General features: G+C 62.9%; 24 protein-coding genes. 14 read left to right on the forward strand and 10 right to left on the reverse strand.

The window, feature by feature from the left end:
- Nucleotides 1-43: 43 nt before the first annotated feature.
- Complete coding sequence (locus AC07UC_RS25900) at nt 44-685, forward strand: hypothetical protein (protein WP_494907838.1); 642 nt, start codon at nt 44-46, stop codon at nt 683-685.
- A 171-nt stretch (nt 686-856) separates the two neighbouring features.
- On the forward strand, nt 857-1,075 hold the full coding sequence (locus AC07UC_RS25905) for a hypothetical protein (RefSeq protein WP_027045347.1): 219 nt from the start codon (nt 857-859) through the stop codon (nt 1,073-1,075).
- Between the two features lie 47 nt (nt 1,076-1,122).
- On the opposite strand, the gene AC07UC_RS25910 is transcribed toward AC07UC_RS25905, so the two are convergent.
- Complete coding sequence (locus tag AC07UC_RS25910) at nt 1,123-1,629, reverse strand: OsmC family protein (RefSeq protein ID WP_494907839.1); 507 nt, start codon at nt 1,627-1,629, stop codon at nt 1,123-1,125.
- Nucleotides 1,630-1,775: 146 nt separating this feature from the next.
- Here AC07UC_RS25910 and AC07UC_RS25915 point away from each other — a divergent pair, with 146 nt between their 5' ends.
- The 3 genes from AC07UC_RS25915 to AC07UC_RS25925 all read left to right on the forward strand — a co-directional run bounded on the left by AC07UC_RS25915 (nt 1,776) and on the right by AC07UC_RS25925 (nt 5,708).
- Nucleotides 1,776-3,647: a WG repeat-containing protein gene (locus AC07UC_RS25915; RefSeq protein WP_494907840.1), complete on the forward strand. Its 1,872-nt coding sequence runs from the start codon at nt 1,776-1,778 to the stop codon at nt 3,645-3,647.
- Nucleotides 3,648-3,857: 210 nt separating this feature from the next.
- Nucleotides 3,858-4,745, forward strand: coding sequence for a DMT family transporter (locus AC07UC_RS25920; RefSeq protein ID WP_494907841.1), 888 nt, complete (start codon nt 3,858-3,860; stop codon nt 4,743-4,745).
- A 54-nt stretch (nt 4,746-4,799) separates the two neighbouring features.
- Nucleotides 4,800-5,708, forward strand: coding sequence for a DMT family transporter (locus tag AC07UC_RS25925; protein WP_494907842.1), 909 nt, complete (start codon nt 4,800-4,802; stop codon nt 5,706-5,708).
- A gap of 200 nt (nt 5,709-5,908) precedes the next feature.
- On the opposite strand, the gene AC07UC_RS25930 is transcribed toward AC07UC_RS25925, so the two are convergent.
- Nucleotides 5,909-6,760 (reverse strand): LysR substrate-binding domain-containing protein, encoded by an 852-nt coding sequence (locus tag AC07UC_RS25930; protein ID WP_494907843.1) that lies wholly within the window; start codon nt 6,758-6,760, stop codon nt 5,909-5,911.
- 111 nt (nt 6,761-6,871) lie between these two features.
- On the opposite strand from AC07UC_RS25930, the gene AC07UC_RS25935 reads away from it, so the two are divergent.
- Both AC07UC_RS25935 and AC07UC_RS25940 read left to right on the forward strand, forming a co-directional pair.
- Nucleotides 6,872-7,279: a tautomerase family protein gene (locus AC07UC_RS25935; RefSeq protein WP_494907844.1), complete on the forward strand. Its 408-nt coding sequence runs from the start codon at nt 6,872-6,874 to the stop codon at nt 7,277-7,279.
- A 137-nt stretch (nt 7,280-7,416) separates the two neighbouring features.
- Nucleotides 7,417-9,639, forward strand: a complete 2,223-nt coding sequence (locus tag AC07UC_RS25940; protein ID WP_494907845.1) for an AMP-binding protein — start codon at nt 7,417-7,419, stop codon at nt 9,637-9,639.
- Between the two features lie 27 nt (nt 9,640-9,666).
- On the opposite strand, the gene AC07UC_RS25945 is transcribed toward AC07UC_RS25940, so the two are convergent.
- Together AC07UC_RS25945 and AC07UC_RS25950 are read right to left on the reverse strand one after the other, a co-directional pair.
- Nucleotides 9,667-10,485, reverse strand: coding sequence for a CDP-alcohol phosphatidyltransferase family protein (locus AC07UC_RS25945; protein ID WP_056563308.1), 819 nt, complete (start codon nt 10,483-10,485; stop codon nt 9,667-9,669).
- A 3-nt stretch (nt 10,486-10,488) separates the two neighbouring features.
- Nucleotides 10,489-11,187 carry a phosphatidylserine decarboxylase gene (locus AC07UC_RS25950; RefSeq protein ID WP_494907846.1) on the reverse strand — a complete coding sequence of 233 codons (699 nt, stop codon included), beginning with the start codon at nt 11,185-11,187 and terminating at the stop codon, nt 10,489-10,491.
- Between the two features lie 204 nt (nt 11,188-11,391).
- Here AC07UC_RS25950 and AC07UC_RS25955 point away from each other — a divergent pair, with 204 nt between their 5' ends.
- Complete coding sequence (locus AC07UC_RS25955) at nt 11,392-12,117, forward strand: lysozyme inhibitor LprI family protein (RefSeq protein WP_494907847.1); 726 nt, start codon at nt 11,392-11,394, stop codon at nt 12,115-12,117.
- Nucleotides 12,118-12,215: 98 nt separating this feature from the next.
- Nucleotides 12,216-13,082 carry an SMP-30/gluconolactonase/LRE family protein gene (locus AC07UC_RS25960; RefSeq protein ID WP_494907848.1) on the forward strand — a complete coding sequence of 289 codons (867 nt, stop codon included), beginning with the start codon at nt 12,216-12,218 and terminating at the stop codon, nt 13,080-13,082.
- Between the two features lie 85 nt (nt 13,083-13,167).
- On the opposite strand, the gene AC07UC_RS25965 is transcribed toward AC07UC_RS25960, so the two are convergent.
- From AC07UC_RS25965 to AC07UC_RS25980, 4 genes are all read right to left on the reverse strand, one after another.
- Nucleotides 13,168-13,515, reverse strand: coding sequence for an antibiotic biosynthesis monooxygenase family protein (locus AC07UC_RS25965; RefSeq protein WP_494907849.1), 348 nt, complete (start codon nt 13,513-13,515; stop codon nt 13,168-13,170).
- A gap of 85 nt (nt 13,516-13,600) precedes the next feature.
- Nucleotides 13,601-15,484, reverse strand: coding sequence for an ABCB family ABC transporter ATP-binding protein/permease (locus AC07UC_RS25970; RefSeq protein ID WP_140768458.1), 1,884 nt, complete (start codon nt 15,482-15,484; stop codon nt 13,601-13,603).
- Between the two features lie 26 nt (nt 15,485-15,510).
- The gene (locus tag AC07UC_RS25975; protein WP_494907850.1) at nt 15,511-15,858 is read right to left on the reverse strand and encodes an ArsR/SmtB family transcription factor; all 348 of its coding nucleotides are present in this window, start codon (nt 15,856-15,858) and stop codon (nt 15,511-15,513) included.
- A 66-nt stretch (nt 15,859-15,924) separates the two neighbouring features.
- Complete coding sequence (locus AC07UC_RS25980) at nt 15,925-16,857, reverse strand: LysR family transcriptional regulator (RefSeq protein ID WP_494907851.1); 933 nt, start codon at nt 16,855-16,857, stop codon at nt 15,925-15,927.
- A gap of 93 nt (nt 16,858-16,950) precedes the next feature.
- On the opposite strand from AC07UC_RS25980, the gene AC07UC_RS25985 reads away from it, so the two are divergent.
- A complete protein-coding gene (locus AC07UC_RS25985; protein WP_494907852.1) occupies nt 16,951-17,748 on the forward strand; it encodes an NAD(P)H-dependent oxidoreductase in 798 nt (265 codons plus the stop codon).
- Between the two features lie 13 nt (nt 17,749-17,761).
- Here AC07UC_RS25985 and AC07UC_RS25990 read toward each other — a convergent pair whose 3' ends face one another.
- Nucleotides 17,762-19,264, reverse strand: coding sequence for a LysM peptidoglycan-binding domain-containing protein (locus AC07UC_RS25990; protein WP_494907853.1), 1,503 nt, complete (start codon nt 19,262-19,264; stop codon nt 17,762-17,764).
- Nucleotides 19,265-19,407: 143 nt separating this feature from the next.
- On the opposite strand from AC07UC_RS25990, the gene AC07UC_RS25995 reads away from it, so the two are divergent.
- Nucleotides 19,408-20,019 (forward strand): LOG family protein, encoded by a 612-nt coding sequence (locus AC07UC_RS25995; protein WP_140768468.1) that lies wholly within the window; start codon nt 19,408-19,410, stop codon nt 20,017-20,019.
- Nucleotides 20,020-20,088: 69 nt separating this feature from the next.
- On the opposite strand, the gene AC07UC_RS26000 is transcribed toward AC07UC_RS25995, so the two are convergent.
- The gene (locus tag AC07UC_RS26000) at nt 20,089-20,973 is read right to left on the reverse strand and encodes a LysR substrate-binding domain-containing protein (RefSeq protein ID WP_494907854.1); all 885 of its coding nucleotides are present in this window, start codon (nt 20,971-20,973) and stop codon (nt 20,089-20,091) included.
- A gap of 110 nt (nt 20,974-21,083) precedes the next feature.
- Between AC07UC_RS26000 and AC07UC_RS26005 the strand changes: the two genes are divergently transcribed.
- From AC07UC_RS26005 to AC07UC_RS26015, 3 genes are all read left to right on the forward strand, one after another.
- Nucleotides 21,084-21,374: a muconolactone Delta-isomerase family protein gene (locus AC07UC_RS26005; RefSeq protein WP_483124222.1), complete on the forward strand. Its 291-nt coding sequence runs from the start codon at nt 21,084-21,086 to the stop codon at nt 21,372-21,374.
- 144 nt (nt 21,375-21,518) lie between these two features.
- Nucleotides 21,519-22,595 carry a glycosyltransferase gene (locus AC07UC_RS26010; protein ID WP_494907855.1) on the forward strand — a complete coding sequence of 359 codons (1,077 nt, stop codon included), beginning with the start codon at nt 21,519-21,521 and terminating at the stop codon, nt 22,593-22,595.
- 54 nt (nt 22,596-22,649) lie between these two features.
- Complete coding sequence (locus tag AC07UC_RS26015) at nt 22,650-25,346, forward strand: class I SAM-dependent methyltransferase (RefSeq protein WP_494907856.1); 2,697 nt, start codon at nt 22,650-22,652, stop codon at nt 25,344-25,346.
- Nucleotides 25,347-25,391 lie beyond the last annotated feature (45 nt).

Raw genomic sequence — 25,391 nt, forward strand, 5'->3', positions numbered from 1 at the left:
CTACGTTCTCCTGACGTAGGACATTCGAAACCGGAGGACCGATATGCGCAGACTTCTTCTCATTGCCACCACCGCCTTTGTGGCCGCTCTCGGCGCGACAGCAGGCGTGGCCGTCTCCCAAGATGCCAAGATGAGTTTCTTCGTCACCAGTGTCGGCTCGGGCAAGGGTGCCGATCTTGGCGGCTTGAAGGGCGCCGACGCGCATTGCGCTTCGCTGGCTGAAGCCGCCGGCATCACCGGAAAGACCTGGCATGCCTATCTGTCGACCAGCGCCGAGGATGCACGCGACCGTATCGGCAAGGGGCCCTGGTTCAACGCCAAGGGCGAGAAGATCGCCGATGATGTTGCCTCGCTGCATGGCGACGCCAACGGCATCACCAAGCAGACGGCGCTGAACGAAAAGGGCGAAGTGGTCAATGGCCGCGGCGACACGCCGAACAGGCATGACATGCTGACCGGATCGAAACCCGACGGCACCAGGATCGCCGACCAGACCTGCGGCGACTGGACGATGGGCGGCGCCGAAGGGGCGGCGATGATGGGTCATCACGACCGCACCGGCCTCGACGATTCGGCGGCGGCGAAGTCGTGGAATTCCTCGCACGCCTCTCGTGGCGGCTGCAGCCAGGAGGCGTTGAAAGGCACCGGCGGCGACGGCCTGTTTTATTGTTTTGCGACCGACTGAGCGCTGCACGCAGCAACATAACTGGTTTGGCGGCCTGCCGATTGATCACGCGGCTGTGACCTGAAGGGGAAAGGCTGCCCCGCGGTCATGCTTTCGTCATTTCCGAGGAGTTGTTAGGATCGGAACGACTCCCACAACAAGCGCCCCGCTGGGCAGAACAAGGAAATCCCCATGGCTACAACCGCAGCGTTGGTCTGGTATCTGGTAATCGCCGGCCCGCAGGGCGGCATGGTGGTGCTGCCCAGCACCTTCGACAAGCGCGAACAGTGCACCGCCGCCATCACCGAGTATCAGAAGCAGCCGACACCAACCGGCTGGTCCGTGCAGTGCGTGCCGAGCGCCTCGCCCTTCACCGACGAGGGTGATGCCGAAGAGCCGGCTGCGCAGTAAACATCAGAAATCACAAGGCCCGCGGCCGTTGCCACGGGCTTGTGATTTCAGCGCCGCGCTGAAACCGTCAGCTCCGGCTTCTGGTTGATGGTCTGGAACACCACGCAATAGCGTTCGGTCAACTTCAAGAGCGAGTCTATCCGCTCCTGCGGTTCATCCGTGTCGAGACTGAAATTGAGCCGGATGGCATGAAAACCGACCGGCGCGTCCTTGGCGACACCCAGCGTGCCGCGAAAATCAAGATCGCCCTCGGCCTCCACCGTGGCGGCGCCGAGCTTGAACTCGAGCGCTGTCGCCACCGCCTTCAGCGTCACGCCGGCACAGGCCACCAAGGCCTCAAGCAGCATGTCACCGGAACAGAGCTCGAGCCCTGAGCCGCCGGTTGCCGGATGCAGACCGGCGATGGCGACCGCCCTGCCCGTCTCCACCTTGCAGGCCACCGACTGATCGTCGATCGAGCCCTTCGCTCTCAACGTGATCAGCGCCTGCGAGGCGTCCTCGCGATAGGCCTGCTTCAGCGGCGCCTGCATGGTCTTCAGTTCGGTGGCGTCCATTCGTTGCCTCTTTCGTCTGTTTGCCTCGCGTCGTGATCGAGACAGTTCCGGCAGATTTGCAGAATTGGATTTCCGCCACAACCCGAAGCTATGATTGTCGCGTTCAGTCGGCTTGAGGGAGCTCGGCATTGGTTGGAAAGTGGCTGATGCACACACTGGCGATGGGGTTCGGCGCTTTGGCGGTCTTTGCCCCGACCGGCCAAGCCGCCTCATTCGTCCTCATGTCCTGTTCACCCGGCCAGTTTGCGGGAAAGCCGACAGAGCCAAATGGCTTGACGATCGCCTGTGGTGGCAGTTTCAACCTGTGCGGCTACGTTGACCAGTCAAAAAATCAGGTCATCCCACGGCAGTTCGAAGTCGCACTGCCTTTTTTCGACGGGCTCGCTGGCGTCAGGATCAACGGAAAGTTTGGCTTCATCGATCGTGCAGGCAAGCTCGTGGTTCCCGCTGAATTCGACGTGGTTGCGGGCTTCACAAAAGGCCGTGCCGAGGTTGTGCTTGATGGCAAGGCAGGCGTCATAGATCGCTCGGGCAACTTCATCGTCGACCCCAACTATGCGCGCGCGATGCCGTTCGGAGAAGACACGATTCTCGTCAGCGAAGGTGCATGGCGGCCGACAGGTTTCAATGGCTGTGAAAGCCTCGGGGACGCCAAACGGGCTTTGCAGTTCGACTTTGTCAAAAACCCTTCGCCGCAATATCGCCTGTGGCACGTTCGGACCCGATCCCGGAGTTCGGAAATCTACAGATTTCGATATTTCGACGATCCGGACCACCTGTTGCTTTGGGCCAGCACCGAAGACAGCAATCTGGGCAAGTTCGGGCTCTTACGATCGGATGGAACCTGGCAAATCACCCCCCGATACGACGACGTGTCCCCGCTCATCGATGGGTTCGCCACCGTGTGCAATCTAAATCCGACGCCGGCCGATCGGTCGAAGTGGAAGGTATGCGGCGCGGTGAACTCCAAAGGCGATCTCGTCGTGCCGATCAAGTTCGGTGGCACCTTCTATTGGCGAAATGGCCTCAAGCTGGTTCAATATGGTGACAAAAAGGGAATCGTCGACACAAGTGGCCGACTCCTTGGCGGCCGTTATTTCGACGACGCCAGATTGGCCGAGAAAGGCGACGTCAGCATAGTCCGCATCGACGATGAATGGGTTGGGCTCGACCGGCGCGGCCAGATTGTCGCGAACCCGGAAGACGGAGAAATCCTTTCCCAATGCCCCTCCGGCATCAAGGTGGAAAAACGGTCAGGCAAGTTTCGCGTCGTCGATGCGAATGGCAAACCCACCGAACCCCACCTGTTTGAGCAGGCTTTTCTCAAGCTGGACTGCGACTGGCCAACCCCGGTCACCCTCAACGGCAAGTGGGGATTTATCGACACAGGCGGCCATTTGCTGATGTCGGAGCCAAGCTTTGACAACGTCTACAATTTTCAGGACGGATATGCCGCTGTCGAGGAAGGTGGCAAGTGGGGCGTGATCGATGCCAAGGGCAGATATTCGGCAGTTCCGCAGTTTGACAATCTCCGACCCGATGATGACGGTGTTTTCGTAACAAACGTCGATGGTCAGAAGTCATGGATCAATGCCCAGGGACGGCAAGTACCTGAACCGAGTCGCAAGAGGGATCGATTAGCAGTACTCGCCTGCGGCGAGGATGGCGGTCATCTCTTCAGCACTGACACCGCCGGCGAAACATTGTGGGGACTTGCCGCAGCCGACGGGACCGTGTTGGTTGCGCCAAAGTATCGAGCGCTACGGTGCTACGCGAACGGCCTTGCCTGGGTCACTGACGACGTGCGCCGGATGTGGTGCCAGATCGATGCCCAAGGCGTCATTCGAGATCCGGCTGAATGCAACCCAAATTTCAACGGCAGAATCATCTTTGACGCCAGTCTTGAGAAATTTGCCGATGATCAATACGAGAGCAGCGTGCTTTGGGAGCGCGCCCTTCTCGACTACGGCCGTGGGGTTCGCAAGGCACCGCCCAAGATTGTCAGCTCAAGGTTCTAAGCGACTTGTCAACCGCTGCTGCAAGACCATGGCAGATGCGTCAGGCCTGCTCGCACTCATAAGGAACGTCGCAGTGGCCCCTGCCCCAACGCAAGCCTAGGGCTGGCGTAGCGCTGTGTCGGCTTTCACCCCTATAGCTGGGAGCCGAGGCCTGATTTCGCAGAGTCCCCAAGCTATTCCTGTCGCTTCCCGCACCTTTGGTCCGCGCCTATGGCCGATGTCGCCATTCTTGAAACACGTGAAAGGGTTCTCGCCGGAATCCTGCTGACCGGTGCCGCCTATCTCTTGTTTTCGACGCAGGACGCCTCGATCAAGCTGCTGGTGACCGGCATGACGGTCTGGCAGATCATGTTCTTCCGCAGCATCACCATTCTGAGCGCCTGCGCCGCGATCGGCGGGCGGCAGCTGTTCGCCGACACGCTACGCTCGCCGATCGTGCGGCCAATGCTGGTGCGCAGCGCCTTCACGCTCGCCGCCTGGCTTTGTTACTACAACGCCGCCCGCAGCCTGCAGCTTGCCGAACTGACCACCGTCTATTACGCGGCCCCGATCATCGTCACCGTGCTTTCGGTGTTCCTGCTCGGCGAAAAAGTGCCTGTTCTGCGCTGGCTGGCGGTCTTGATTGGTTTTGTCGGTGTCTTCGTCGCTTGCGATCCCACCCATCTCGGCCTGTCGGTGCCGGTGCTGCTGGTGCTGGCGGCCGCATTTTTGTGGGCCATCGCCATCGTGCTCCTGCGCAAGACCGCGCTTGCCGAGCGCTCGATGATCCAGCTCCTCCTCAACAATTTCTATTTCCTGGTGTTTTCGGCGGTACCGGCGCTGTTGTGGTGGCATACGCCTGATGTGAACGAGTTGCTGCTTCTCGCCAGTGTCGGCGCGCTCGGCGGCCTGGCGCAATATCTCCTCTTCGAAGGCATGAAACGCACGCCGGCATCGATCCTCGCGCCTCTCGAATACAGCTCGCTGCTGTGGGCGTTCGCGCTCGGCTTTGCGATCTGGGGCGACGTGCCGCGCCGAGAAGTGTTTCTCGGCGCGGCGCTGATCGTCGCAGCCGGGTTGCTGATCATCGGCGGCGAACATTTCCGCAAGCGGCTGTGATGTTCATCATTGGTGACAGTACGATGTCAGGACCGGACGGCGTAGGCTATCGGCATGACTGACGAGACAGCCACTGCTGATACTGTCGCCGAGCGCACATTGGGTATTATCCTGGTGTCGTGTTCGGCGGCTGTCTTTGCCCTGACGGGCGTGTTGACAAAATCGATCCATGCCGACCCGCTGACCATCATCTGCTGGCGCGGTTTCGTCGGCTCGATCCTGATCACGCTCTATGTGTTGTGGCGACGACGCCGATCCGGCGGGCGCGAGAGCCTGCGGCTTGGCTGGCGCGGCTGGCTGCTGGCGGTTGAAGGGGCGCTGGCGAGCATTGCCTTCATTTCGGCGTTCAAATTCACATACGTCGCCAATGTCGCTGTCATCTATGCCACCGCACCTTTCGTGACCGCGGTTCTGGCCTGGGTTCTGACGCGCGAACCTTTCCGCATGCAGACGATGGTCGCCGCCGCCGTCTCGCTTTGCGGTGTGGCCATCATGGTTTGGTCCGGCTTCGGCACCGGCCACCTCTTCGGCGATGGGCTGGCGCTGCTGATGACCATAGGCAGCGGTCTTTACATGATCATGGTGCGTGCGTTCCGCGATACGCCGGTGGTCTGGGCTGGGGCTGTGTCGGCGTTTCTGCTGTTCGTCCTCGGCTGGTTTGTCGCCGACCCGCTGGCGGTTTCATCCAGGGATGTCGCGCTCCTCGTCACTTTCGGTGCGTCCTTCGCGCTGTCGTCGATCCTTTGGACGGAGGGCGCGCGGCTTATCCCTGCGGCCGAATCCGGGCTGCTCGGCTCGGCCGAGGTGCCGTTCGCGATCCTGTTTGCCTTCCTGTTTCTTGGTGAGATCGCGCCAGAAGCCAGCATGATTGGCGGCGCCATCGTGCTCTGCGCGGTCTTCGCCCATGCCGGCCGGGACTGGCTCTCGGCCCGCTCCCAACGCATGGCGTCAAATATTTCTTAAAAAAGTGACACAGTCACGGAACCATCACCGGACTCAGACATTATTGATGCGACGGGCCAACCCCCCAAGTCCCCCCAAACCCCTCGGCCCGTCCTACTCCAAGCCGACCGTAAGGTCGGCTTTTTCTTTGCTAAACAGGCTCCACCGTAAGGTCGGCTTTTTTCATAGTTTGTCGACGAGATCCGAGCCCTCCCAAGCGATCAGGCCAGAGCCAGGTTACCGCTGAGCAGTGTCGCCAGATCGCTCGCGGGAGTATCGGCCCCAGCGCGCAACCGGATCGCGAATTCCGCCATCGGAACCTGCGGAAGGCCAAGCTCGCGCGGCGCCTCGACAATGCCGGAATGAGCAAAGCGCGCGGTGCGCAGCGTCAATGCGACGCCGGCGTTCACGGCCGTGCGCAACCCAGCCAGGCTGGCACTTCCGGCGGCGATCCGATAGTTGCGGCCGGCGGCATCGAGCGCCGCGAGTGCGGCCTCGCGAAAACCGCAATGGGGATCGAGCAGCGCCAGCGGCAGTTCTTCCTGCCGCGAGGCCAGCCCTTTGTGTGAGCACAGCCATATCATCGGTTCGCGCAGTACGCCGACCTCATCCGGCGCCGCCGTCTGGCGCATGACGATCGCAAGATCCAGGCTGCCGGCCTGCAGGGCCTGCGCCAGTTCGGCGGAGCGGCCAACGCGCAATTCGATCCTGACGCGCGGATGGCTGGTGGCGAAGGCGCGCAAAAGGTCCGGCAGTCCGCTGTCGGCGAAATCCTGTGTCGTGCCGATGGCGATACGCCCGGCGGCCCGCGCCCCCTTCAACGCCAGCCACGCCTCGCGATGAACGGCAAGAATGCGCCTGGCATGACCAACGAGATCCTCGCCGGCCGGCGTCAGCCCACGGCCCCGCCCCTGCGGCGCCAGAAGCGGCTCGCCGACAATCTCCTCAAGCCGCTGCATCTGGGCTGTCACCGCCGAGGGCGAGCGGCCGACACTGGACGCCGCCTGCGCCAGCGAGCCGCTGTCGACGAAAGCGAGGAAGGTTTTGAGCAGGTCTGGGTCCAGCTTTTCCATAATTCGATATTATCGAATCTTCATTTGAAAACAATTCGATTTTTTTGATTCAAGGATGGTGACATGGTCCCTCCAACGGCGATCAGACGCCGCTCAACCAGGAGAAGAAAAATGCCCATCATCAACATCAGCCTCACCGGCAAGCCAGACGCCGCTTTATCGGCCAGGATTGCCGGGGAAATGACCGAGATCACCGCCAGGCAGTTGCGCAAGGATCCGACCATCACGGCCGTTGCCGTATCCTATATCGATCCGCAGCATTGGTTCGCCGGCGCCAAGTCGCTGGCCGAGCATGGCTCCAACACGTTCTGGCTGGATATCAAGGTGGTCGACGGCACCAACACCAAGCTCGAGCTGGAGGCCTACCTCAAGGCTCTCTTCGATGCCTTCGACCGTCTGCTGGGCGGTGTGCACGAGGAAAGCTATGCCTTCGTGCATGAAGTACCTGCCGCCGCCTATGGCTATGGCGGCAAGACCCAGGAGTTCCGATTCATCAGCGGCCGGTTGAAGGCGGCATGACGGCCTTGTCCTTCCCCCTCTGGAGGGAGAAGGACAGCCCCTCTTCCACATTGACCTCACGCCCACTTCCGCTACCTTCTGCCCCGAAGCGGCCGCGGAAGAGCCGCGATGACAAAACTTGTTGGGAGAGACGCGGCATGATCCTGACACTGGCGCTGCTTGCGGGTCTTGTTGCAGCCTGGCTGCTGATCGGCGTGGTGGAAAAATTCCGCCTCGGCCTGCGCTTCACCCAGGCGCTGCTCTATGTGCCGTTCAAGCTCGCCTACCGGATCAGCGACAACCGCATCAGGATCGCGCGCAAGGCGCAGGTACCGGTCATCTACGTAATCTCGCACCAGTCGCGCTTCGAGCCGGCGCTGATGCTGTCGCTGCTGCCCGACGACACGCTGCACATACTCGACGAGGTCTCGGCACGCTCGCCCTGGCTCGAACCCTGGCGCGAACTTGGCCGCACCATTGCCTTCAACGCGGAACACCTCTTCGTCAGCCGCCGCCTGGTGCGCGTGCTGAAGGGCAAGGGCCGGCTCGCCGTCTATCTGCCGGATGCGGTCGAGCCAGACGTCAAGACGTTTCGCCTGTTTCGCGCCGTCACCCGCATCGCCATGCAGGCCGACGCCCGCATCGTCCCGATCTTCGTCGCTGGCGCGCGCAGTCTGCCTGTGTCGCTGACGCCTGCGGACAAGGCGCCGCGGCACTGGTTTCCGCAACTGTCGATCAGCGTGCTGGATCCGATGACCATCGGCGAACTTGTGGCGCGCAACCCGGACCAGGCCTCGAACACCAATGCGCTGTTCGACCGCGTCGCCGAGGCCCGGCTTTTTGGTACCGACCTCGATCGCGGCCTGTTCCTGGCCATGCGCGATGCGGCAGCCAGAGTCGGCGCATCGCATCCGATCATCGAGGACGTCATCTCGGGCGCGCTGAGCTATCGCAAGATGTTCATCGGCGCGCGCGTGCTGGGCAGGCGCTTCGAGGCGGTGACGGCGCCGGGCGAAGCAGTGGGGATAATGCTGCCCAACGCCAATGGCGTCGTGCTGTCCTTGGTCGGCCTTCTCTCGGGCGGACGAGTCGCGGCGATGATCAACTACACGGCCGGGCCGGCGAGCGTCACGGCGGCCGTGCGCACGGCCGTCATCCGCACCGTCATTTCGTCGCGCGCCTTCGTCGACAAGGCCGATCTCGCCGATATCGTCGCCGCGGCCGAGAATGGCGGCGCCAGGCTGTTGTGGCTGGAAGATCTGAGGGAAAGCGTCACCGCGCTGGACAAGCTTTCCGCCGCTCTGCTCTGGCGCCTGCCGCTGCAGCGGCAGGATGCGGCCAAGCCGGGGGTGATCCTGTTCACCTCGGGTTCGGAAGGCACGCCGAAAGCGGTCGTTCTGTCGCAAAAGAACCTGCTCGCCAACGCCATGCAGGCCGAAGCGCGCATCACCATTTCGCCGGCCGATATCCTGCTCAACGTGCTGCCGGTGTTCCACTCCTTCGGCCTGACGGGCGGCACCATATTGCCACTGGTGACCGGGGTGAAACTGTTCCTCTACCCTTCGCCTCTCCACTACAAGATCATTCCCGAGATCGCCCGCAAGGTGAAACCGACCATCATGTTCGGCACCGACACCTTCCTCGCCAACTATGCGCGCACAGCCAAGGACGGCGACTTCTCCAGCCTGCGCTTCATCGTCGCCGGCGCCGAGGCGGTGAAGCCGGAAACGCGTCGCGTCTACCGCGAGCGTTTCCAGGCCGAAATCATCGAGGGCTTCGGATTGACCGAGGCCGCACCCGTGGTTGCCGTCAACACCGCGATCCATGGCCGTGACGGTACGGTCGGGCGGCTCTTACCGGCCATGCGCATGAGGCTGGAGCCGGTCGAGGGCATAGCGGACGCCGGTCAGTTGTGGCTCGACGGACCCAATCTCATGATGGGCTACATGACCGCGGACCGTCCCGGCGAACTGCAGACCCTGACCGGCTGGCACGACACCGGCGATATCGTCGCCGTCGACCGCGAAGGCTTCATCAGCATTCGCGGTCGCGCCAAGCGCTTCGCCAAGATCGCCGGCGAGATGGTGTCGCTGGGCGCGGTCGAGATGCTGGTGCAGTCACTGTGGCCCGAGGAGCGCCACGCTGCGGTTGCGGTGCCGGACAAGAGGCGCGGCGAGCGCATCGTGCTGGTCACCACGGCCGACGATGCCAATCCCGAAGAACTGCGCCAGTTTGGCAAAAAGGCCGGGGCAGCCGAACTGATGGTGCCGAACGACATCGTCAAGGTGGAGGAAATTCCGGTGCTCGGTTCCGGCAAGACCGACTATGTCTCGACCAGGAAGCTGGCGATCGACAGGCTGGGGCTCGGCGTCGCGGCCTGAGTCAGATCAAGGACTTCTGCGAACCTTTTAACCTATGTCCGAAGGCGGTACCTTCTCGCCCTCGAGCTTGGCGCGCTTGGAGTAGGCGCGTACGGAGAACGGCAGAAAGATCAGATAGCCCGCGACCGACGCCGTCAGCGTGTACCAGGGATAGGTCATCAGCAAGAGGACGTAGAGCACGACAGCCAGGATGACCGGCAGTACCCTGTCGCCCGGGATCTTGATGCTCTTGCCGGAATAGACCGGCAGTCGGCTGACTAGCAGGAAGGCGACCAGGATGGTGAAGCCGGTGGCGACGAAGGCGGCCGGCCGGCTGGGCTCCACCCCGAGCCGCAGGAAATAGAGATAGAGCGGCAGCATCACCAGCACCGCGCCCGCCGGCGCCGGCACACCGACGAAATATTCGGACTGCCACAAGGGGCGTTCGGCCTTGTCATCATCGAGCACGTTGAAGCGGGCGAGCCTCAGCCCGCAGGCGATGGCGAACAGGAGTGCCGCGATCCAGCCCGGCGAGCCGGCGCGGTCGAGCAGGAAGGCATAGAGCACCAGAGCAGGTGCCACGCCGAAATTGACGATGTCGGCCAGCGAATCCATCTGCGCGCCGAATTTGGAGGTCGCCTTGAGCATACGCGCCAGGCGGCCATCGATGCCGTCGAGAAAGGCGGCCAGCAGCACCATCACCACCGCCGGTTCGAAGCGGCCTTCAAAGCCGAAGCGGATGCCGGACAGTCCGGCGCAGATGGCAAGCACGGTGACGAGGTTGGGCAGCACCATGCGCATCGGGATCTCGCGGATGCGCGGACCGCCGCTGGCATGTGCCTCGAACTTTTTGAACGGCGCGCCCAAGGCTCAGGAAACCCGCACAAGGGGAGTGCCGGCGACACCACCGAATTCGGCAAGCACGGTTTCACCGCCGACCGCCGTCTGGCCAACGGCAACACGAGGCGTCGCGGTCAGGGGCAGGAAGACGTCGACGCGCGAGCCGAAGCGGATCAGGCCGAACCGCTCGCCTGTGCCGATCGAGCCGCCGGCCTCGGCCCAGCAGACGATGCGGCGCGCCACCAGGCCGGCGATCTGGACGGCAGCCACCGTGCCGTTGGGGCTCTCGATGACTAGGCAGTTGCGCTCGTTCTCGGTGCTTGCCTTGTCGAGCTCGGCGTTGAGGAATTTTCCCGGCCGATGCTCGATCTTGGCGATACGGCCGCGCACCGGCGAACGGTTCACATGGCAGGAAAAGACGTTCATGAACACCGAGATGCGGGTCATTTCGACGTTGCCGAGGCCGAGCTCACGCGGCGGCAGGGCCGGACCAACCGCCGAGATGATGCCATCGGCCGGGCTCACCACCAGACGGTCGTCCACCGGGGTGACCCGCTCGGGATCGCGGAAGAAATAAACGCACCAGGCGGTCAGGATCAGGCCGATCCAGAACAGGATCGAAGAGAAATAGCCAAGGAAAAGCGTAGCCGCGCCAAAGGCGGCGATGAAGGGATAGCCCTCGCGATGGATCGGTACGAACGCGTTCTTGACCGTGTCGACAAGGCTCATGGGATGGGGGCGGTCCCTGTTTCAGGTTCGGCCTCAATAGCCGAAACACCCCCTGCCCGCAACGCGACAATCCGCGGCGCGGGTGAACGGGCAAAACCCACTGGGCGCCGGAAAGCCAGACGTTCCGCATTTCGTGAAGTCGCCGCCGGCTTGCGTACCCATGCCATTGCCGTCAAGACTCCGACCGGGGCGGGAGCAGATCTCATGAAAAGCTGGATATTCACGATCCGCGTTGTTTTTCCCATACTGACGCTGGCCATCTTGCCGGCATTGCCGGGCAATGCGCTAGCACAGAGCAAGCCATCCTTCGACTGCGCCAAGGCGGCCAACGTGGCGGAAAAGGCGATCTGCGCCGACCCGGTTCTCGCCAAGGCCGACGCCGACGTGGCGAAGAACTATGCGGCATTGCTCAGGACACTCGACCCTCGTGCCGGCAAGGCCTTGCGCGACGACCAGAGCGATTTCATCGCATACCGCGACCAGATCGCCGGCTTCAACGAGAATACGCCCAAGGACCAGCAGACTTTCGACCTCGGCGAATTTCTGCGCGACCGCGCGACCTTACTGGCCGGCATCCGCAAACCTGCGGACACCGGTTTCATCGGTACATGGAGCAGCGTGCGCGGCGGGGTCGAAATCAAGGCAGCGGGCGCGGGCAAACTTGAGATTTCGGAAGACGTGGTCGCAAACCCTATCTCAGGAAGCGGTGCGTGCGACATCGGTGGCACGGTCGAGAGCCGCAAGGCCTTACGGCTCGTCGACACCGACGACAATGACAGGCCGACCGGCTTTGTCTTCACCTTCCGCCGCAGCGGCGATGCGCTTGTCGTGGAGCAGAGCGGCACCGGCAAGGATGACCGATCGGAGCCGCCATCATGCGGCGCCAACGGCCATGTCGATGGCACGTTTTTTCTGAGCGAAAAGCCATAGCCCACTGTCGGCGAACCGCCTCCTCGCCCGTCCTTGGTGGGAAAGCGCCTGATCGTACCCTCAAGGGCCGATGATGGGCGCAACGGAGGCTCCCGATCATGCAGACATCATCCGGCAGCAAAGCTCGTCTCGTCACGGAAGGCCTCGCCTTCGGCGAATCGCCGCGCTGGCATGACGGACGGCTGTGGGTCTGCAACTGGGGCACCGGTGAGATCATCGCAGTCGATGCCGACGGCAACCGCGAGATCATGCTCACGGTACCCGCCGTCCTGCCTTACTCCATCGACTGGTTGCCGGATGGACGCCTGCTCATTGTCTCGGGCCGGGAAGGCTTGCTGTTGCGGCAGGAAGCCGATGGCAGGCTCGTCACTCATGCCGATCTGCGCAGCCTGTCGAAAAGCCCTTGGAACGAGATCGTCGTCGATGGGCGCGGCAATGCCTATGTCAATGGCGGTGGGCCGGCGCCGGCGCCCGGTGAGCATTTCGGTCCGGGCACCATCGTGCTGATCACGCCGGACGGTGCGGTCCGGCAAGTGGCTGACAACATCGCCTTTGCCAATGGCATGGCCGTGACCCCGGACAACAAGACGCTGATCCTTGCCGAATCCCACGGCAACCGGCTGGCCGCTTTCGACATCGCCGCCGACGGCATCCTGTCCAACCGGCGCGTCTGGGCCGATCTCGACGGCTATCCGGACGGCATCTGCCTCGATGCCGAAGGTGCGGTCTGGTACGCGGATGTTCCCAACAAGCACTGCGTGCGGGTGCGCGAGGGCGGCGAGATGCTGCAGACCGTCACCGCCGATCGCGGCTGCTTTGCCTGCATGCTGGGCGGTGCGGACCGAAGGACATTGTTCATCGCCGCCGCGCAATGGCGCGGCTTCGAGCACATGATCAGCGATATCAGAACCGGCCAGGTGCTCAACATTGAAGCGCCGGCACCTGGCGTCGGCTGGCCTGGTTAAAGCGCTTCGCGTCGACGCGCTTTAACTCTCTTTGTTTGCGTATGTCGTTGTCCCAAAACCGTTACACGCTTTTGGGGGACATGCGTTACGCCTCTGGAATCCGCTGATAGTTGGCGATGTCGGCGCGTACCCCAAGCCTGGCGATCGTTTCCTGCGGATTGAACGCGACGCGCTCGTGCGCGGCCTTGACGATCGGCACGACCTTGTCGACGGCCGCCTGGCTTTCCCATTCGACGATCGTCACCAGGTTGAATTCGCCCGGCCCCGAAAATTGCTCGAGCAGAAAATCCTGCACGAAGCCCTGCTGCCGGCGCAACAATTCGTGCGTCGTCCTGACCTTGACGAGGATCTCCTCGCGGGCCGAGGCCGGGACGACGAACTTGTCCACCCTGAACACGCTGCCGCCGTTAACGTTCTGCTTTAGGTCGTCCATTTCGATTGTTCCGTTCCTGGATCATGGTGTTTGCGGGCTCCAGGGCGGCGTACAATCTCAACTTAAGTTGAGGTCAAGCACAAAATCAATTTACCTCCGACGTGCGCCGGCGAACGATGACTCCAAGCTCGTCGCCCTCGCGGGCGAGGCGCAGCCGCTCCTCGGCCTCGGTCGCTTCGCGCTGACGGTCCCACATAGAGGCGTAGAGGCCATGTTTGCGCATCAGTTCGACATGGGTGCCGCGCTCGGCGATCTGTCCGTCCTTGAGCACGATGATCTCGTCGGCGGAAATCACCGTCGACAGACGGTGGGCAATGACAATGGTGGTGCGGCCCTTGCTGACGAGATCGAGCGCGGCCTGAATCTCCTGCTCGGTGTGGCTGTCCAGTGCCGATGTTGCTTCGTCGAGCATCAGGATCGGCGGCGCCTTCAGGATGGTGCGGGCAATCGCGACGCGCTGCTTCTCGCCGCCCGAAAGCTTCAACCCGCGCTCGCCGACCATCGACTTGTAGCCTTCGGGCAGCTTCTCGATGAACGGTCCGATCTGGGCGAGTTCGGCTGCCTTGCGCACCTCCTCCTCGCTCGCGCCGACGCGGCCGTAGCGGATGTTGTAGGCGATGGTGTCATTGAACAGCACCGTGTCCTGCGGCACCATGCCGAGCACCGCGCGCAAGCTGTCCTGGGTGACGTCCCTGACGTCCTGGCCGTCGATAAGCACCTGGCCGCCCTGCACGTCGTAGAAGCGGAACAGCAGGCGCGAAATGGTCGACTTTCCGGCGCCCGACGGCCCGACAATGGCGACCGTCTTGCCGGCCGGCACTTCGAAGGACACGCCTTTGAGGATCTTGCGGTTCGGGTCATAGGAAAAATGCACGTCGCGGAATTCGACCTTGCCGGCGCCGACGGCGAGCGGCTTGGCGTCTGGCTTGTCGACGATCTCCTGCGGCACGTCGAGCAGATCGAACATGTGCTCGATATCGGTCAGACCTTGCCGGATTTCGCGGTAGATAAAGCCGATGAAGTTGAGCGGTACGGAAAGCTGCACCAGCATGGCGTTGATGAAGACGAAATCGCCGACTGTCTGCGTGTGGGCCTGCACCTCCAGTGCCGACATGCACATGACGACGACCGTGCCGAGGCCGAAGATGACGCCCTGGCCGAAATTCAGCCAGCCGAGCGAGGTCCAGGTCTTGGTGGCGGCGACCTCGTAGCGGGCCATCGAGCGGTCGAAGCGCTCCGCTTCCATGCGCTCGTTGGTGAAGTATTTGACCGTCTCGAAATTGAGCAGCGAGTCGATCGCCTTGGTGTTGGCGTCGGTGTCACTGTCGTTCATGTCGCGGCGGATCGAGATGCGCCAGTCGCTCGCCTTGACCGTGAACCAGACGTAGAGCCAGACGGTGATTGCCACCACGGCCACGTATTTCCAGCCATAGGTGAAACCGAATATGCCGGCGGTCAGCGCGAATTCAAGGATGGTCGGCGCGGTGTTGAGCATGATGAAGCGCACGATCGTTTCGATGCCCTTGGTGCCGCGTTCGATGATGCGCGACAGGCCGCCGGTGCGGCGCTCCAGGTGGAAGCGCAGCGACAGCTGGTGCATGTGGACGAAGGTGCGGAAAGCAAGCTGTCGCACCGCGTGCTGGCCGACCCGTGCAAACAGCGCATCGCGCAACTGGTTGAAACCGAGTTGGACGAGCCTCAGGACATTGTAGGCAATGACCAGCATCACCGGGGCAAGCAGGAAGGACGGCAATGGCGGCGGCGTTCTGGCCCCACCAGCCAGCGCATCGGTCGCCCATTTGAAGAAATAGGGACCGGCGACCAGTGTTACCTTGGCAACGACCAGCAGCAGCGTCGCCCAGGTGACGCGCGCCCTGAGATCGGCGCGTTCGGCCGGCCACATATAGGGCCAGAGATTGCGCAATGTCGTCAGGGTGGATGTTTCGGCGGAGACGGTTTTTTCGGCCACTTTTTCTTGCCTTTTGGGTGGGAGGGTCAGCGGCCGGAGCAGCAGGAATTGACGAGTGCGCTCAGCGATGCCGATGTTTCGGCGAGGGCCGCGCGATCGACGGCATAGCGAGAGCGCTGGCGGTCGGGCTCGAAGCGGACAAGGCCGGCCTCGACCAGTATCTTCAGATGCTGCGAGACCGTCGATTGCGCCAGATCGAAACGATCGACGACCTCGCGGCAGCAGCACGAATTGCTGGCCGAGAGGTGCTTCAGTATCTCGATACGCGCGGGATGCGACAGCGCCGCGAATCGCGCCGCGACAGCGCGACTGTCGCAGATGCGGCTGGGTAGCGCGCTGCCGGCGCTGTCTGGTGCAAGGGTGGATTCTATCATCGTTCATCGGCGATAGACGATGGACGTCACCGCCGCAAGCTGCTCTTGCGGGCAGATCGTATCGCGCTAATGCCCCGAGATGGATTTCTCGATCCCTGGAATGGCGGCAATCTGTTCAGCCAGAAACTCGACCAGCAAGCGGACCCTTGCGACGCCCGCGCGCTCCGGGACAATCAACATGTTCAGCGGGACGGACGGCAGCGAATAATCCGTCAGGATCGTCTCCAGCAAGCCCGCCGCCAGAAGATCGTCCACAAGCCATCGATGCGCCGGCGCGATCCCTCGACCAGCGACCATGGCCTGCCGCGCGGCAAGCCCGTGATCGATCCGCAGCCGCCCCGCGAAAGGCACGGTGTGGTGTTCGCCGCCTGCGCCCTTCAGGGCAAGCGTTTCGCTGCCCGCCACGTTCGACATCCGGATACCCTCATGCCGAGACAGATCCGAAGGAACGGCCGGTCTTCCCCGCGCCGCCAGATAGTCCGGCGATGCCACGAGCAGACGCCGCGACCGGCCAAGGGCCCGCAGCTTCAAAGAACTGTCCGTGAGCGGGCCAAGCCGAAGCGCGATATCGACACCTTCGCGGACGAGATCCACCCGCTCGTCGGTAAGGCTGAGGTCAATGCCGATGTCGGGATGACGGTCCTGAAAGGCGAAGATCAGCCGGCTGACATGCAAGACGCCGAAGGCGGCAGTACAGCTTATCCGGATCGTGCCGGCGGGCGCGCCACGCGTGCCTCGGGCCTCATCGCTGGCCTGCTCGACAAGACGCAGGATCTGAACGCTATTGGCATAATAGCGGCTGCCTTCGGCGGTCATGGTGACACGCCGGGTCGTTCTGCTGAGCAAAGGCACGCCGACTGCTTCCTCGAGCTCCCGCACATGCCGCGTGATAGTTGACTGCCCGACACCAAATTCCCGCGCGACCGCCGACAGGCTGCCACGCTCGGCCACGCGGATGAAGGTGCGCATGCGCTCGAATGTGATGTCCGACTTATCCATTATTCGGCACAATATTATGCATTACCGGCATATAGTGGATTGAACAGCCACTGGCTACCTTCCCGTCAGTTTCCTCAATGTTGGATCTGACCCATGAAAGTCCTGCTTGTCTTCGCTCACCCTGAATCACGCTCGCTGAGCGGCGCGCTTGGCGACGTCGCCGTCAAGGAACTCGAGGCTCAAGGGCATGAGGTGCGCGTATCGGACCTGTACGCCGATGGCTGGAAGTCCGAAGTCGATCGCGCCGACTTCCCATCACTGGAACCCGATGCGCGGCTCATCCCGGTCGCGGCTTCCAAGAAGGGTTTCGAGGCCAACACGCTGACCGCAGATGTAAAGGCCGAGATCGAGAAGCTCCTGTGGGCCGACACCTTGATCCTGCAGTTCCCGCTTTGGTGGTTCGCCATGCCGGCGATCCTCAAGGGCTGGGTCGACCGTGTCTTCGCCTACGGATTCGCCTATGGCGTTGGTGAGCATAGCGATCGGCGTTGGGGAGATCGCTATGGCGAGGGTACCCTTGCCGGAAAACGCGCGATGTTGATCGTGACCGCCGGAGGCTGGGAGGAGCACTATACGCCGCGCGGGATCAACGGACCCATCGATGACCTGCTGTTCCCGATCAATCACGGGATCCTTTACTACCCTGGATACGACGTACTTCCGCCGTTCGTGGTCTACAAGGTCGATCGTCTCGAAGAGGCCGGTTTCGAACCCCTGGCCGAACGCCTGCGTGACAGGATGCGGACACTGGCGACGACACCGCCCATCCCATACCGTCGGCAAAATGGCGGAGATTATCTCATCCCGAGCATGAATCTCCGCCCTGAGCTGGGCGATCCGGGTGCAACCGGTTTTGCGCTTCACGCCAACCGCGTGGGCGATGCCAGTTGATCGATGTGGGCTTCTACTGCGTCTTTGCCGGAGCCGTGGTCGCCTGCTCGCCCATCGCCTTGAGGTCGGCGGCTTCGCCTTCCTTGGACTTTCCCGGGACCTTGAACACCTGTCCGGGCCAGATGCGGTCAGGATTCCTGATCTGGTCCTGGTTGGCGAGGTAGATTGTGGAATAGCGCACGCCATGGCCATAGACGCGCCGCGAAATCCGCCACAGCGTATCGTGGCGGCGGATGACGACGGCGCCGTCGGCATGTTCGAGCTTGGGCGATACGACCTCCGGCACGTCGCTTGGCGGCGTGGCTTCCGCGACGACGGCCGGAGCCTCGGTGGCGGGCGCACCTGGAGCCGGAGCGGCAGGAGCTTCCGCGGCGGCCGGTGCGGCCGGCTTGGTCTCGGCTGGCTTGCCATCCGCTGGCTTGGTTTCGGCTGGCGCCACGGCGGCGACCGCTTCGCCCGGCTCGCGCTCGAACGGCACGGCGGCGCGAGCCACAACCTTCACGCCATCGGCATCGAGCCCGTCGACATGAATGGTGTAGCTGCCGACCGGAATGTCGCGCGTTGCCTCGACGAGAAAATGACCATCCGGCGATGTCTGCGCGTCACCGAGCAGGATGTCATTGGCATAGGCGCGCACCTTGCGGCCCGGATCGGCGAGGCCGGCGACAAAGATCTTGTTGCCGTCTATCTCCACCGCCTCGACGACGATCTTGGGTTCGCCCACGGCCGCGGCGGGCGGTGTTGCATCCGCGACGGCTGGCGCGGATGCGGCTGGTGCCGGCGATGCAGCGGCGGGAGCAGTCGGTGCCGGAGCAGCGGGAGCGGCTGCCTGATCTCCGGCGGGCGCGGCTGGTTTGGCCTCGGGTGCCGGAACTGTCAGCAGTTCGGCCGGCTTGCCTGGCTCCTCGACCATGGCCAGCACCTGGCCGGCCGCGTTGGCCGGAACCGAGACCACGGCGGTCTGCGCCGAGGCAGTCACAACCGTGCCGAGCGTCGAACGCAGGGCAATCGTGTAGTCGCCGGGCTTCAGCGGGTCGTCGAGCACGATGACAAAGGCGCCATCCGGACCCGCCAAGGTCGAGCCGATCACGGTCGTGCCGCTCAGGATCTCGACCTTTGAATTGGGTGCCGCATTGCCGGCAACGACGATCGAACCATTGCTCTCGACGCGCACGACATCGAAAGTCGGCGCAATCGGACCGGCCGCTGCCGGCGCAACGGGCGCCGCCGCATCGGCCGCGGGCGCGGCTGGGGGCGTGGCCTCTGTTGCAGGCGCGGCCGGGGCCGCTGTCTGTGGCGCCGCGGCGGGAGCGGCCGGCACCGCCGGCGCAGGCAGTCGTCCTTCCGTGCCGGGATCAGCCGGTTTCGGCGCCTCGGGCGGCGTCAAGGCCGCGACCTGCGCCGGGGCGGCTGGATGAAGATACGGGTCGAGTGCGCCCGATACATAGGCGGTTCCCGCGGCCGCGACGGTCCCACCCGCCGCGAACAGGAACGCCTTCAATGGATTAATTGCCATATTTCCCTACCCCTTAGCCACCTAATGCCGGTCTAGCGTGTTTTCCCAAAATCGACAAGAAAAACGGGCCGGCAAGAAAAAGCCCGGGCTTGTCAACCCTTGGGGCTTGACCACGCTTTCAGACCCAATCACCAATCATCCGTATGAATACGATTCGATCCGTCTGCGTCTATTGCGGCTCGTCTCCGGGCCGCGATGAGGTCTATGCGAAGGCCGGACACCTGCTTGGGCGCTCAATCGCCAGAGCGGGCCTGCGGCTGATCTATGGCGGCGGCACCAAAGGCATTATGGGCGCCGTCGCCGACGGCGCGCTCAAGGCCGGCGGCAAGGTCACGGGCATCATTCCCCGCTTCCTGATCAACAGGGAAGCAACCGAAACCGCGCTTGACCGGCTCGACGAGTTGCTGATCACCGACAACATGCACGAGCGCAAACACAAGATGTTCGAGAAATCCGACGCCTTTGTGGCGCTGCCTGGCGGCATCGGCACAGTCGAGGAGATCGTCGAGATCATGACCTGGGCGCAACTCGGCCATCACCGCAAGCCGATCGTCTTCGGCAACGTCAACGGATTCTGGGACCCGATGACGGCGTTGCTTGATCACATGGCGGCGGAAGGCTTTATTCACACCGCGCAACGGGTCAAGCCGCTGGTCGTCAACGATCCCGAGGCCATCGTCGCCGCCATCATGGTGGCAGGCTCCTCCGTCGACGCCCCGACCGAGGGCGTGCAGTCGGTGATAGACAAGATGTAAGGGGAGTAAGGGAATAGGGGAGTAAGGCAGTAGGGAAGACAGCCCCTACTGACCTACTGACCTACTGACCTACTGACCTACTGCCCTCCGCAAATCCCCAATCACCGCGCGCTCATCCTGCCGCCGCCAGGCGAGATGGATCGCCACGCTGCGCTTGAACCAGGGAAGGTCGCGGAAAACGACCCCCGGCGGCGCGACGCTTCGCAGGCTCTCCTGCACCGTCGCCAGGCCCAGTCCGGCGCTGACCAGGCCGAGCGAGGTCAAGGGATCGGCCGTCTCATAAGCAATGTCGGGCACGAAGCCAGCTTCGATGCAGGCGGCCAGGAACTGGCCGCGGTTGGTATCGGCGGGTTGGCGCACCACGGTGATCCAGGTGCGGCCATCGAGATGATGCGGGCGGATGTCGGCCACAGCCGAGAGCGCATCGCCTTCAGGTACCGCCAGCACCAACGACTCGCGGCGGACCAGCGTCGAGGCAATTTCGGGATAGTCGGCCGGCGGGGGCGAATAGACCAGGCCGATATCGAGCGTGCGCTGGCGCAGCCCTTCCAACTGCGCGGCAGAGCGCAGGCTCATGAGGCTGAGATGCAATTGCGGCCGCTCTCGCCGAAACTGCCTGAGCATGCCGGCGACCAGCCCGGCATGCACGGCACCCTCGACATAGCCGACAGCAAGGCGGCCGGCCGCGCCGGTCGCAAGGTCACGGCCGAACATCTCCAGCCGCTTCGCGCCAGCGAGAAGCATCTTGGCCTCGGCGAGAAAGGCGCGACCTTCAGCACTGAGGTGAATCCGCTGCTTTGCCCTTTCGAACAGAGCAAAGCCCAGTTGCTCCTCAAGCTGGATGATCTGCCGGCTGAGCGGCGATTGCGAGATGTGCAGCAGTTCGGCGGCGCGGCCAACATTGCCGGTCTCGGCGACGGTGACGAAATACCGGATCTGGCGCAGGTCGAACACTTTTTCTCCGAAATTCCAGTCTCTTCAGGTCTCAACTTTAGCCTAATCAGTCCTGGACAGTCTGACCAGCCAAAAGCGATAGTCGGCCATCCCAACCAAAGGAGACCGACATGCAGTTCTTTGCCCTTCTCACCCGCAACACCACAAAGTTCAGCGACGCCGACTTTGCACCGCTTTTGCCGGGCGAGGCCGAGCAGCGGCGCACGCTCTACGCCGAAGGCGCGGTGCGCCAGGTCTGGAACCGTGGCGACATTCCCGGCAGCGGCATGATGTTCGAAGCATCCGACGATGCCGAAGTGCGCGGCCATCTCGCCACGTTGCCCCTGATAAAGGCCGGCATGATGGAGATCACCGCGATCGTGCCGCTCAATCCCTATCCGGGATTTGGGCCGAAGCGCTGAACCGTATCAGACGGCGCGGTCGGCGACATTGTTCGGCGGCCGCCGGTCGAGCGGCAATTGGAGCCCTCACGGCCGCTCTGGCGATTTCCATTTGCGGCGAATCTCCTGGTTGGCTATCGGGAAGATGCGCAAGGGGAGTCAACGGTGGTGGATAGAAAAGGCGGCGATGCGGATCGCGTTCCACGCGCTTCCGTCGTCATGACCGTCTATACGGACCAGCGCTTTCTCGATGCCGCGGTCAACAGCATCCTGACCCAAGAATTCGACGATCTCGAACTCATCATCGTCGATGACGGGACCGGCCAGGACGCGGTCTTCCAGGAGCTGGCGCGTCGCGATCGGCGCATCCGGCTGGTCATCAATCCCACCAATCTCGGTACCGCCGCCGCCGCCAACCGCGGCATCGAGGCGGCCCGAGGCGAAATCATCCTGCGCCTAGACGCGGACGATATCGCCGAGCCCGCGCATGTCGGGCGACTGGTCGCGGCGCTGGACGAGGACAGCGAGCTTGGCCTCGTTGGACACGCGGTGACGCTGATCGACGAAGCTGACCGCGTCGTCGGTACGCAACGCATGCCCGAGACGGATCTGGAGATCCGCTGGACGATCCTGTTCCACAATCCCTTCTACCATTCGACGATCGCCTACCGCCGGGGTTGCTTCGAGGTCGCCGGACGCTACAGGATCGATGAACTGGTTTCGCAGGACCATTATCTGTGGTTCGACATGCTGCCTTTGTGCCGGGCGCGAAATCTTGCCGAACCGCTGACGCGCTACCGGCTGAACGCACTCGGGCTGACCGCGACAAATGCAACGAATGCCCGCAATCGCACGCATCCGATCCGCCAGGCATCATGGGCGCGCCTCGGCTTGACCTATGACCTTTATGACGACGCTTTCGCCCAGGATCTCACCCAGTTCATCCGCGGGCAAGTGATCGCCGTCGACCGACGCGCCGCCGCCTACGGCAAGTTGCTTGGCGTACTCAAGGCCTTCCTTGCAGCGTCGCGGCCCTTCAGGCGCCCGGAGGATGCGGTTGCGGCAAGACAGCTGACCCATGGCATCGTCGCGCGCATGCTCGCCAACCCGCCGCCGGGTCTCACGGGGAGGCTGCGCGTCTGCTATCTGTGCTGGCCGCTCGACTGGCGCGCTGCAACCGGCGCGGTGACAGAACGGCTGGCGATCAGGCTCAAGGCGTGGCTGCCCAAAACAGGCAGATGACTGGACCGCTTCTGGAGACCGAAAGTGCCGTCTCCGCGCTAAAGAGTGAGAATTATGGACCCTGACTATTCTGCGTGGTTTGCCGGCAAGAGCCTTTCGACCGACTGGACGTCGGGCTTCTTTCCCCTCTGGGCCACACTGCTCCGGCCGCGCCGCGACGAGGCCCTCGATGTCCTGGAGATCGGCTCTTGGGAGGGCCGCTCCGCGCTCTTCTTTCTCAACTACTTCGGCAAGTGCCGGCTCACATGCATCGATACATTCGGTGGCAGTCCTGAACACATCCAGCGCCAGAAGTGGAGCGACCAGCTTGCGCATGTCGAGCAACGCTTCGACAGCAATCTCGCCGCGTTCGGCGAACGGGTCGAGAAGATCAAAAGTCCCTCGTCCCAGGCATTGGCCCGCCTGATCACCGACGAGCGGCGCTTCGACCTCGTCTATGTCGATGGCAGCCATCACAGTGCCGACGTCCAGTCGGATGCGGTGTTCTCCTGGCCGATGGTACGGGATGGCGGGATCGTCATTTTCGACGATTACGAATGGACGTTCTTTGCCAGCGAGGTCGAGCGTCCAAAACTCGGGATCGACGGTTTCCTGTCGGTGCATGCCGGCCAATACCGCGAGCTGTACCGAGGAGAACAAATCATCATCCAGAAGATCGGCGTCGGCAGGAATGAGCGCCCGGCAGTTCCCACTCGGCCATCTCCTGTCCCGCGCGAAGAACCCGTCAACAGACCCCAAGCCGAAAACGTCGAGTTCGTGCTGATTGCCGAAGCTGGCATTCTCGAAGCCCAGGCCCTGCTGCTATGCGAAAGCATAAGGTGTTTCGCCGGCTCTTATTCGCAATCCCCGATAACGGCGGTTTCGCCCAGAAGCAGCCGTCGTCCCTCGCCGTCGACGATCGACCGGCTCGAGCAACTGGGCGTGGACTATCTGCCCATCGAGATCGACAGCTGCTGTCCGCAATACGGCACCTCATACCGGATACATTCTCTCGCTCACGCCGAAAGACGGACCGGGCCGCCGGTCATCATCCAGCTTGACAGCGATGCGATATTCATCGCCGAGCCCGACTTTTCGTTGGGCACATGCTCCGCCGCCGCCCGCCCGGTGGACAGCAAGGGGATGTGCACGACAGGCCCTGGAGACCCATTCGACCCCTACTGGAGACAGCTATGCGCCCTTGCCGGTGTCGACTATGAGCACCTGCCCATCGTGCGCGCGAGCGTCAACGGTCTGGCTGTGCGCGCCAGCTACAATGGCGGGCTCATCGCCGCAAAAAGGGCCAGTGGCCTCTTTCAGCGCACCGAGGACATTTTCAGAAGGTTGGTGGACGCCAATATGAAGCCATGGGCCGGCGCCGAGCCAGTCTACAACACCGGGACCGGCATTTTGCAGGGAGATGCTACGGCCTTCTGGGGCACGAGCCAGGCTGCCTTCTCACTGGCAGCCGTCGCCGGGAACCATTCCGTGCGGCTTTTGCCGGCGACCCATAATTTTCCGCTTCACAACTTCAATCCGGCCAAGGCGCCAGACCCGGCCCGGCTGGTTCATATTCACTATCATGGACTGTTCAACGAGGGCTCCGCTGCAGCGAACCCGATCCTGGACGGAACGCTGGCGTTGCCCGCGGGAATACGCGAATGGCTTGAAGCCCGGTTGCCGTTGCGGGAGGCCCAGCCTCCGGTCGCGTCGATACCGGACCGCGCGCGCCACTCCCGGAGAAAAGCGATCCTCGTGCTTGGAATGCATCGCAGCGGAACCTCGATGCTTGCCGGCACCATCGCCGCGTTAGGATCGGCCCCTCCCAAAAAGCCATTGCGCGCGGACGGCAACAATCCCAGGGGATACTGGGAAAGCGCCCCGCTCAACTTCGCCAACAATGATCTGCTCGCAGCGGCGGCCTCCTCGTGGCATGACTGGCGACCGCTCGATCCGCAATGGCTGCGATCACCTGCGGCGGAGCATCACCGCCACAAGATCAAGGCGATCCTTGCAAGCGAATTTGGCGATGAACCGCTATTTTTCATCAAGGACCCCAGGATCTGCCGGTTCGTTCCGTTCATGTCGTCGATCCTTGCCGAGATGGAGATCGACCCGGTGGCCTTGCTTCCGCTCCGCAACCCTCTCGAGGTCGCTTGCTCGCTGGAGCGGCGGGATGGGTTGCCCCTGGCAAAATCCCTTTTGCTCTGGCTCAGGCACCTGCTCGAGGCGGAATTTCATTCGCGGCACATGCCACGTTGTTTCATTCGCCACGAACGCTTCCTGATCGACTGGCGACATCATGTCGACCTTGCGGCGGAGCAAACCGCCATTACCTGGCCAACATCTTCCGACCAGGCGGAGACGGAGATAGGGCGCTTCCTGACCGCGGACCTGCATCATCAACGGGCAACAGTCGCGGAATTGCGGAGCCATCGCGATGTGACACCGCTGATCCGCACCGCCTACGACATTCTATGTACCATGGCAGACGACGGCGACAGCCAGGACTTGCGCGACGAACTGGACCTGATGCGAGCGAAATTCGATGACGCCTGCGATGTTGTGGGCGCCGCCGTGGCCGCAGAGGCAGACCATTTACGCGACGAACGCGACGCAATCAGCCGCGCCTATCAAGAGCTCAGCCTCGAACGGAACGCATTGGTGCATGATCGAAACCGTCTCGTTTCCAAGCGCGCCGCACTGTTGGCATCGTCCAGTTGGCGACGATTGACAGCCCCGTTGCGGTGTCCATCCAAGCGTCGAAAATGACTGTGGTGCATTGAGGCCTCGGTGCTCGACACACTGTGATCGGCT

This window comes from Mesorhizobium sp. GW821-FHT04C10, from assembly GCF_059420305.1.

What these genes read in the sequence shown, in the direction of transcription:
- AC07UC_RS25900 (WP_494907838.1), top strand. Translation starts at nt 44, where the DNA reads ATGCGCAGACTTCTTCTCATTGCCACCACCGCCTTTGTGGCCGCTCTC.
- AC07UC_RS25905 (WP_027045347.1), top strand. Translation starts at nt 857, where the DNA reads ATGGCTACAACCGCAGCGTTGGTCTGGTATCTGGTAATCGCCGGCCCG.
- AC07UC_RS25910 (WP_494907839.1), bottom strand. Translation starts at nt 1,629, where the DNA reads ATGGACGCCACCGAACTGAAGACCATGCAGGCGCCGCTGAAGCAGGCC.
- AC07UC_RS25915 (WP_494907840.1), top strand. Translation starts at nt 1,776, where the DNA reads ATGCACACACTGGCGATGGGGTTCGGCGCTTTGGCGGTCTTTGCCCCG.
- AC07UC_RS25920 (WP_494907841.1), top strand. Translation starts at nt 3,858, where the DNA reads ATGGCCGATGTCGCCATTCTTGAAACACGTGAAAGGGTTCTCGCCGGA.
- AC07UC_RS25925 (WP_494907842.1), top strand. Translation starts at nt 4,800, where the DNA reads ATGACTGACGAGACAGCCACTGCTGATACTGTCGCCGAGCGCACATTG.
- AC07UC_RS25930 (WP_494907843.1), bottom strand. Translation starts at nt 6,760, where the DNA reads ATGGAAAAGCTGGACCCAGACCTGCTCAAAACCTTCCTCGCTTTCGTC.
- AC07UC_RS25935 (WP_494907844.1), top strand. Translation starts at nt 6,872, where the DNA reads ATGCCCATCATCAACATCAGCCTCACCGGCAAGCCAGACGCCGCTTTA.
- AC07UC_RS25940 (WP_494907845.1), top strand. Translation starts at nt 7,417, where the DNA reads ATGATCCTGACACTGGCGCTGCTTGCGGGTCTTGTTGCAGCCTGGCTG.
- AC07UC_RS25950 (WP_494907846.1), bottom strand. Translation starts at nt 11,187, where the DNA reads ATGAGCCTTGTCGACACGGTCAAGAACGCGTTCGTACCGATCCATCGC.
- AC07UC_RS25955 (WP_494907847.1), top strand. Translation starts at nt 11,392, where the DNA reads ATGAAAAGCTGGATATTCACGATCCGCGTTGTTTTTCCCATACTGACG.
- AC07UC_RS25960 (WP_494907848.1), top strand. Translation starts at nt 12,216, where the DNA reads ATGCAGACATCATCCGGCAGCAAAGCTCGTCTCGTCACGGAAGGCCTC.
- AC07UC_RS25965 (WP_494907849.1), bottom strand. Translation starts at nt 13,515, where the DNA reads ATGGACGACCTAAAGCAGAACGTTAACGGCGGCAGCGTGTTCAGGGTG.
- AC07UC_RS25975 (WP_494907850.1), bottom strand. Translation starts at nt 15,858, where the DNA reads ATGATAGAATCCACCCTTGCACCAGACAGCGCCGGCAGCGCGCTACCC.
- AC07UC_RS25980 (WP_494907851.1), bottom strand. Translation starts at nt 16,857, where the DNA reads ATGGATAAGTCGGACATCACATTCGAGCGCATGCGCACCTTCATCCGC.
- AC07UC_RS25985 (WP_494907852.1), top strand. Translation starts at nt 16,951, where the DNA reads ATGAAAGTCCTGCTTGTCTTCGCTCACCCTGAATCACGCTCGCTGAGC.
- AC07UC_RS25990 (WP_494907853.1), bottom strand. Translation starts at nt 19,264, where the DNA reads ATGGCAATTAATCCATTGAAGGCGTTCCTGTTCGCGGCGGGTGGGACC.
- AC07UC_RS25995 (WP_140768468.1), top strand. Translation starts at nt 19,408, where the DNA reads ATGAATACGATTCGATCCGTCTGCGTCTATTGCGGCTCGTCTCCGGGC.
- AC07UC_RS26005 (WP_483124222.1), top strand. Translation starts at nt 21,084, where the DNA reads ATGCAGTTCTTTGCCCTTCTCACCCGCAACACCACAAAGTTCAGCGAC.
- AC07UC_RS26015 (WP_494907856.1), top strand. Translation starts at nt 22,650, where the DNA reads ATGGACCCTGACTATTCTGCGTGGTTTGCCGGCAAGAGCCTTTCGACC.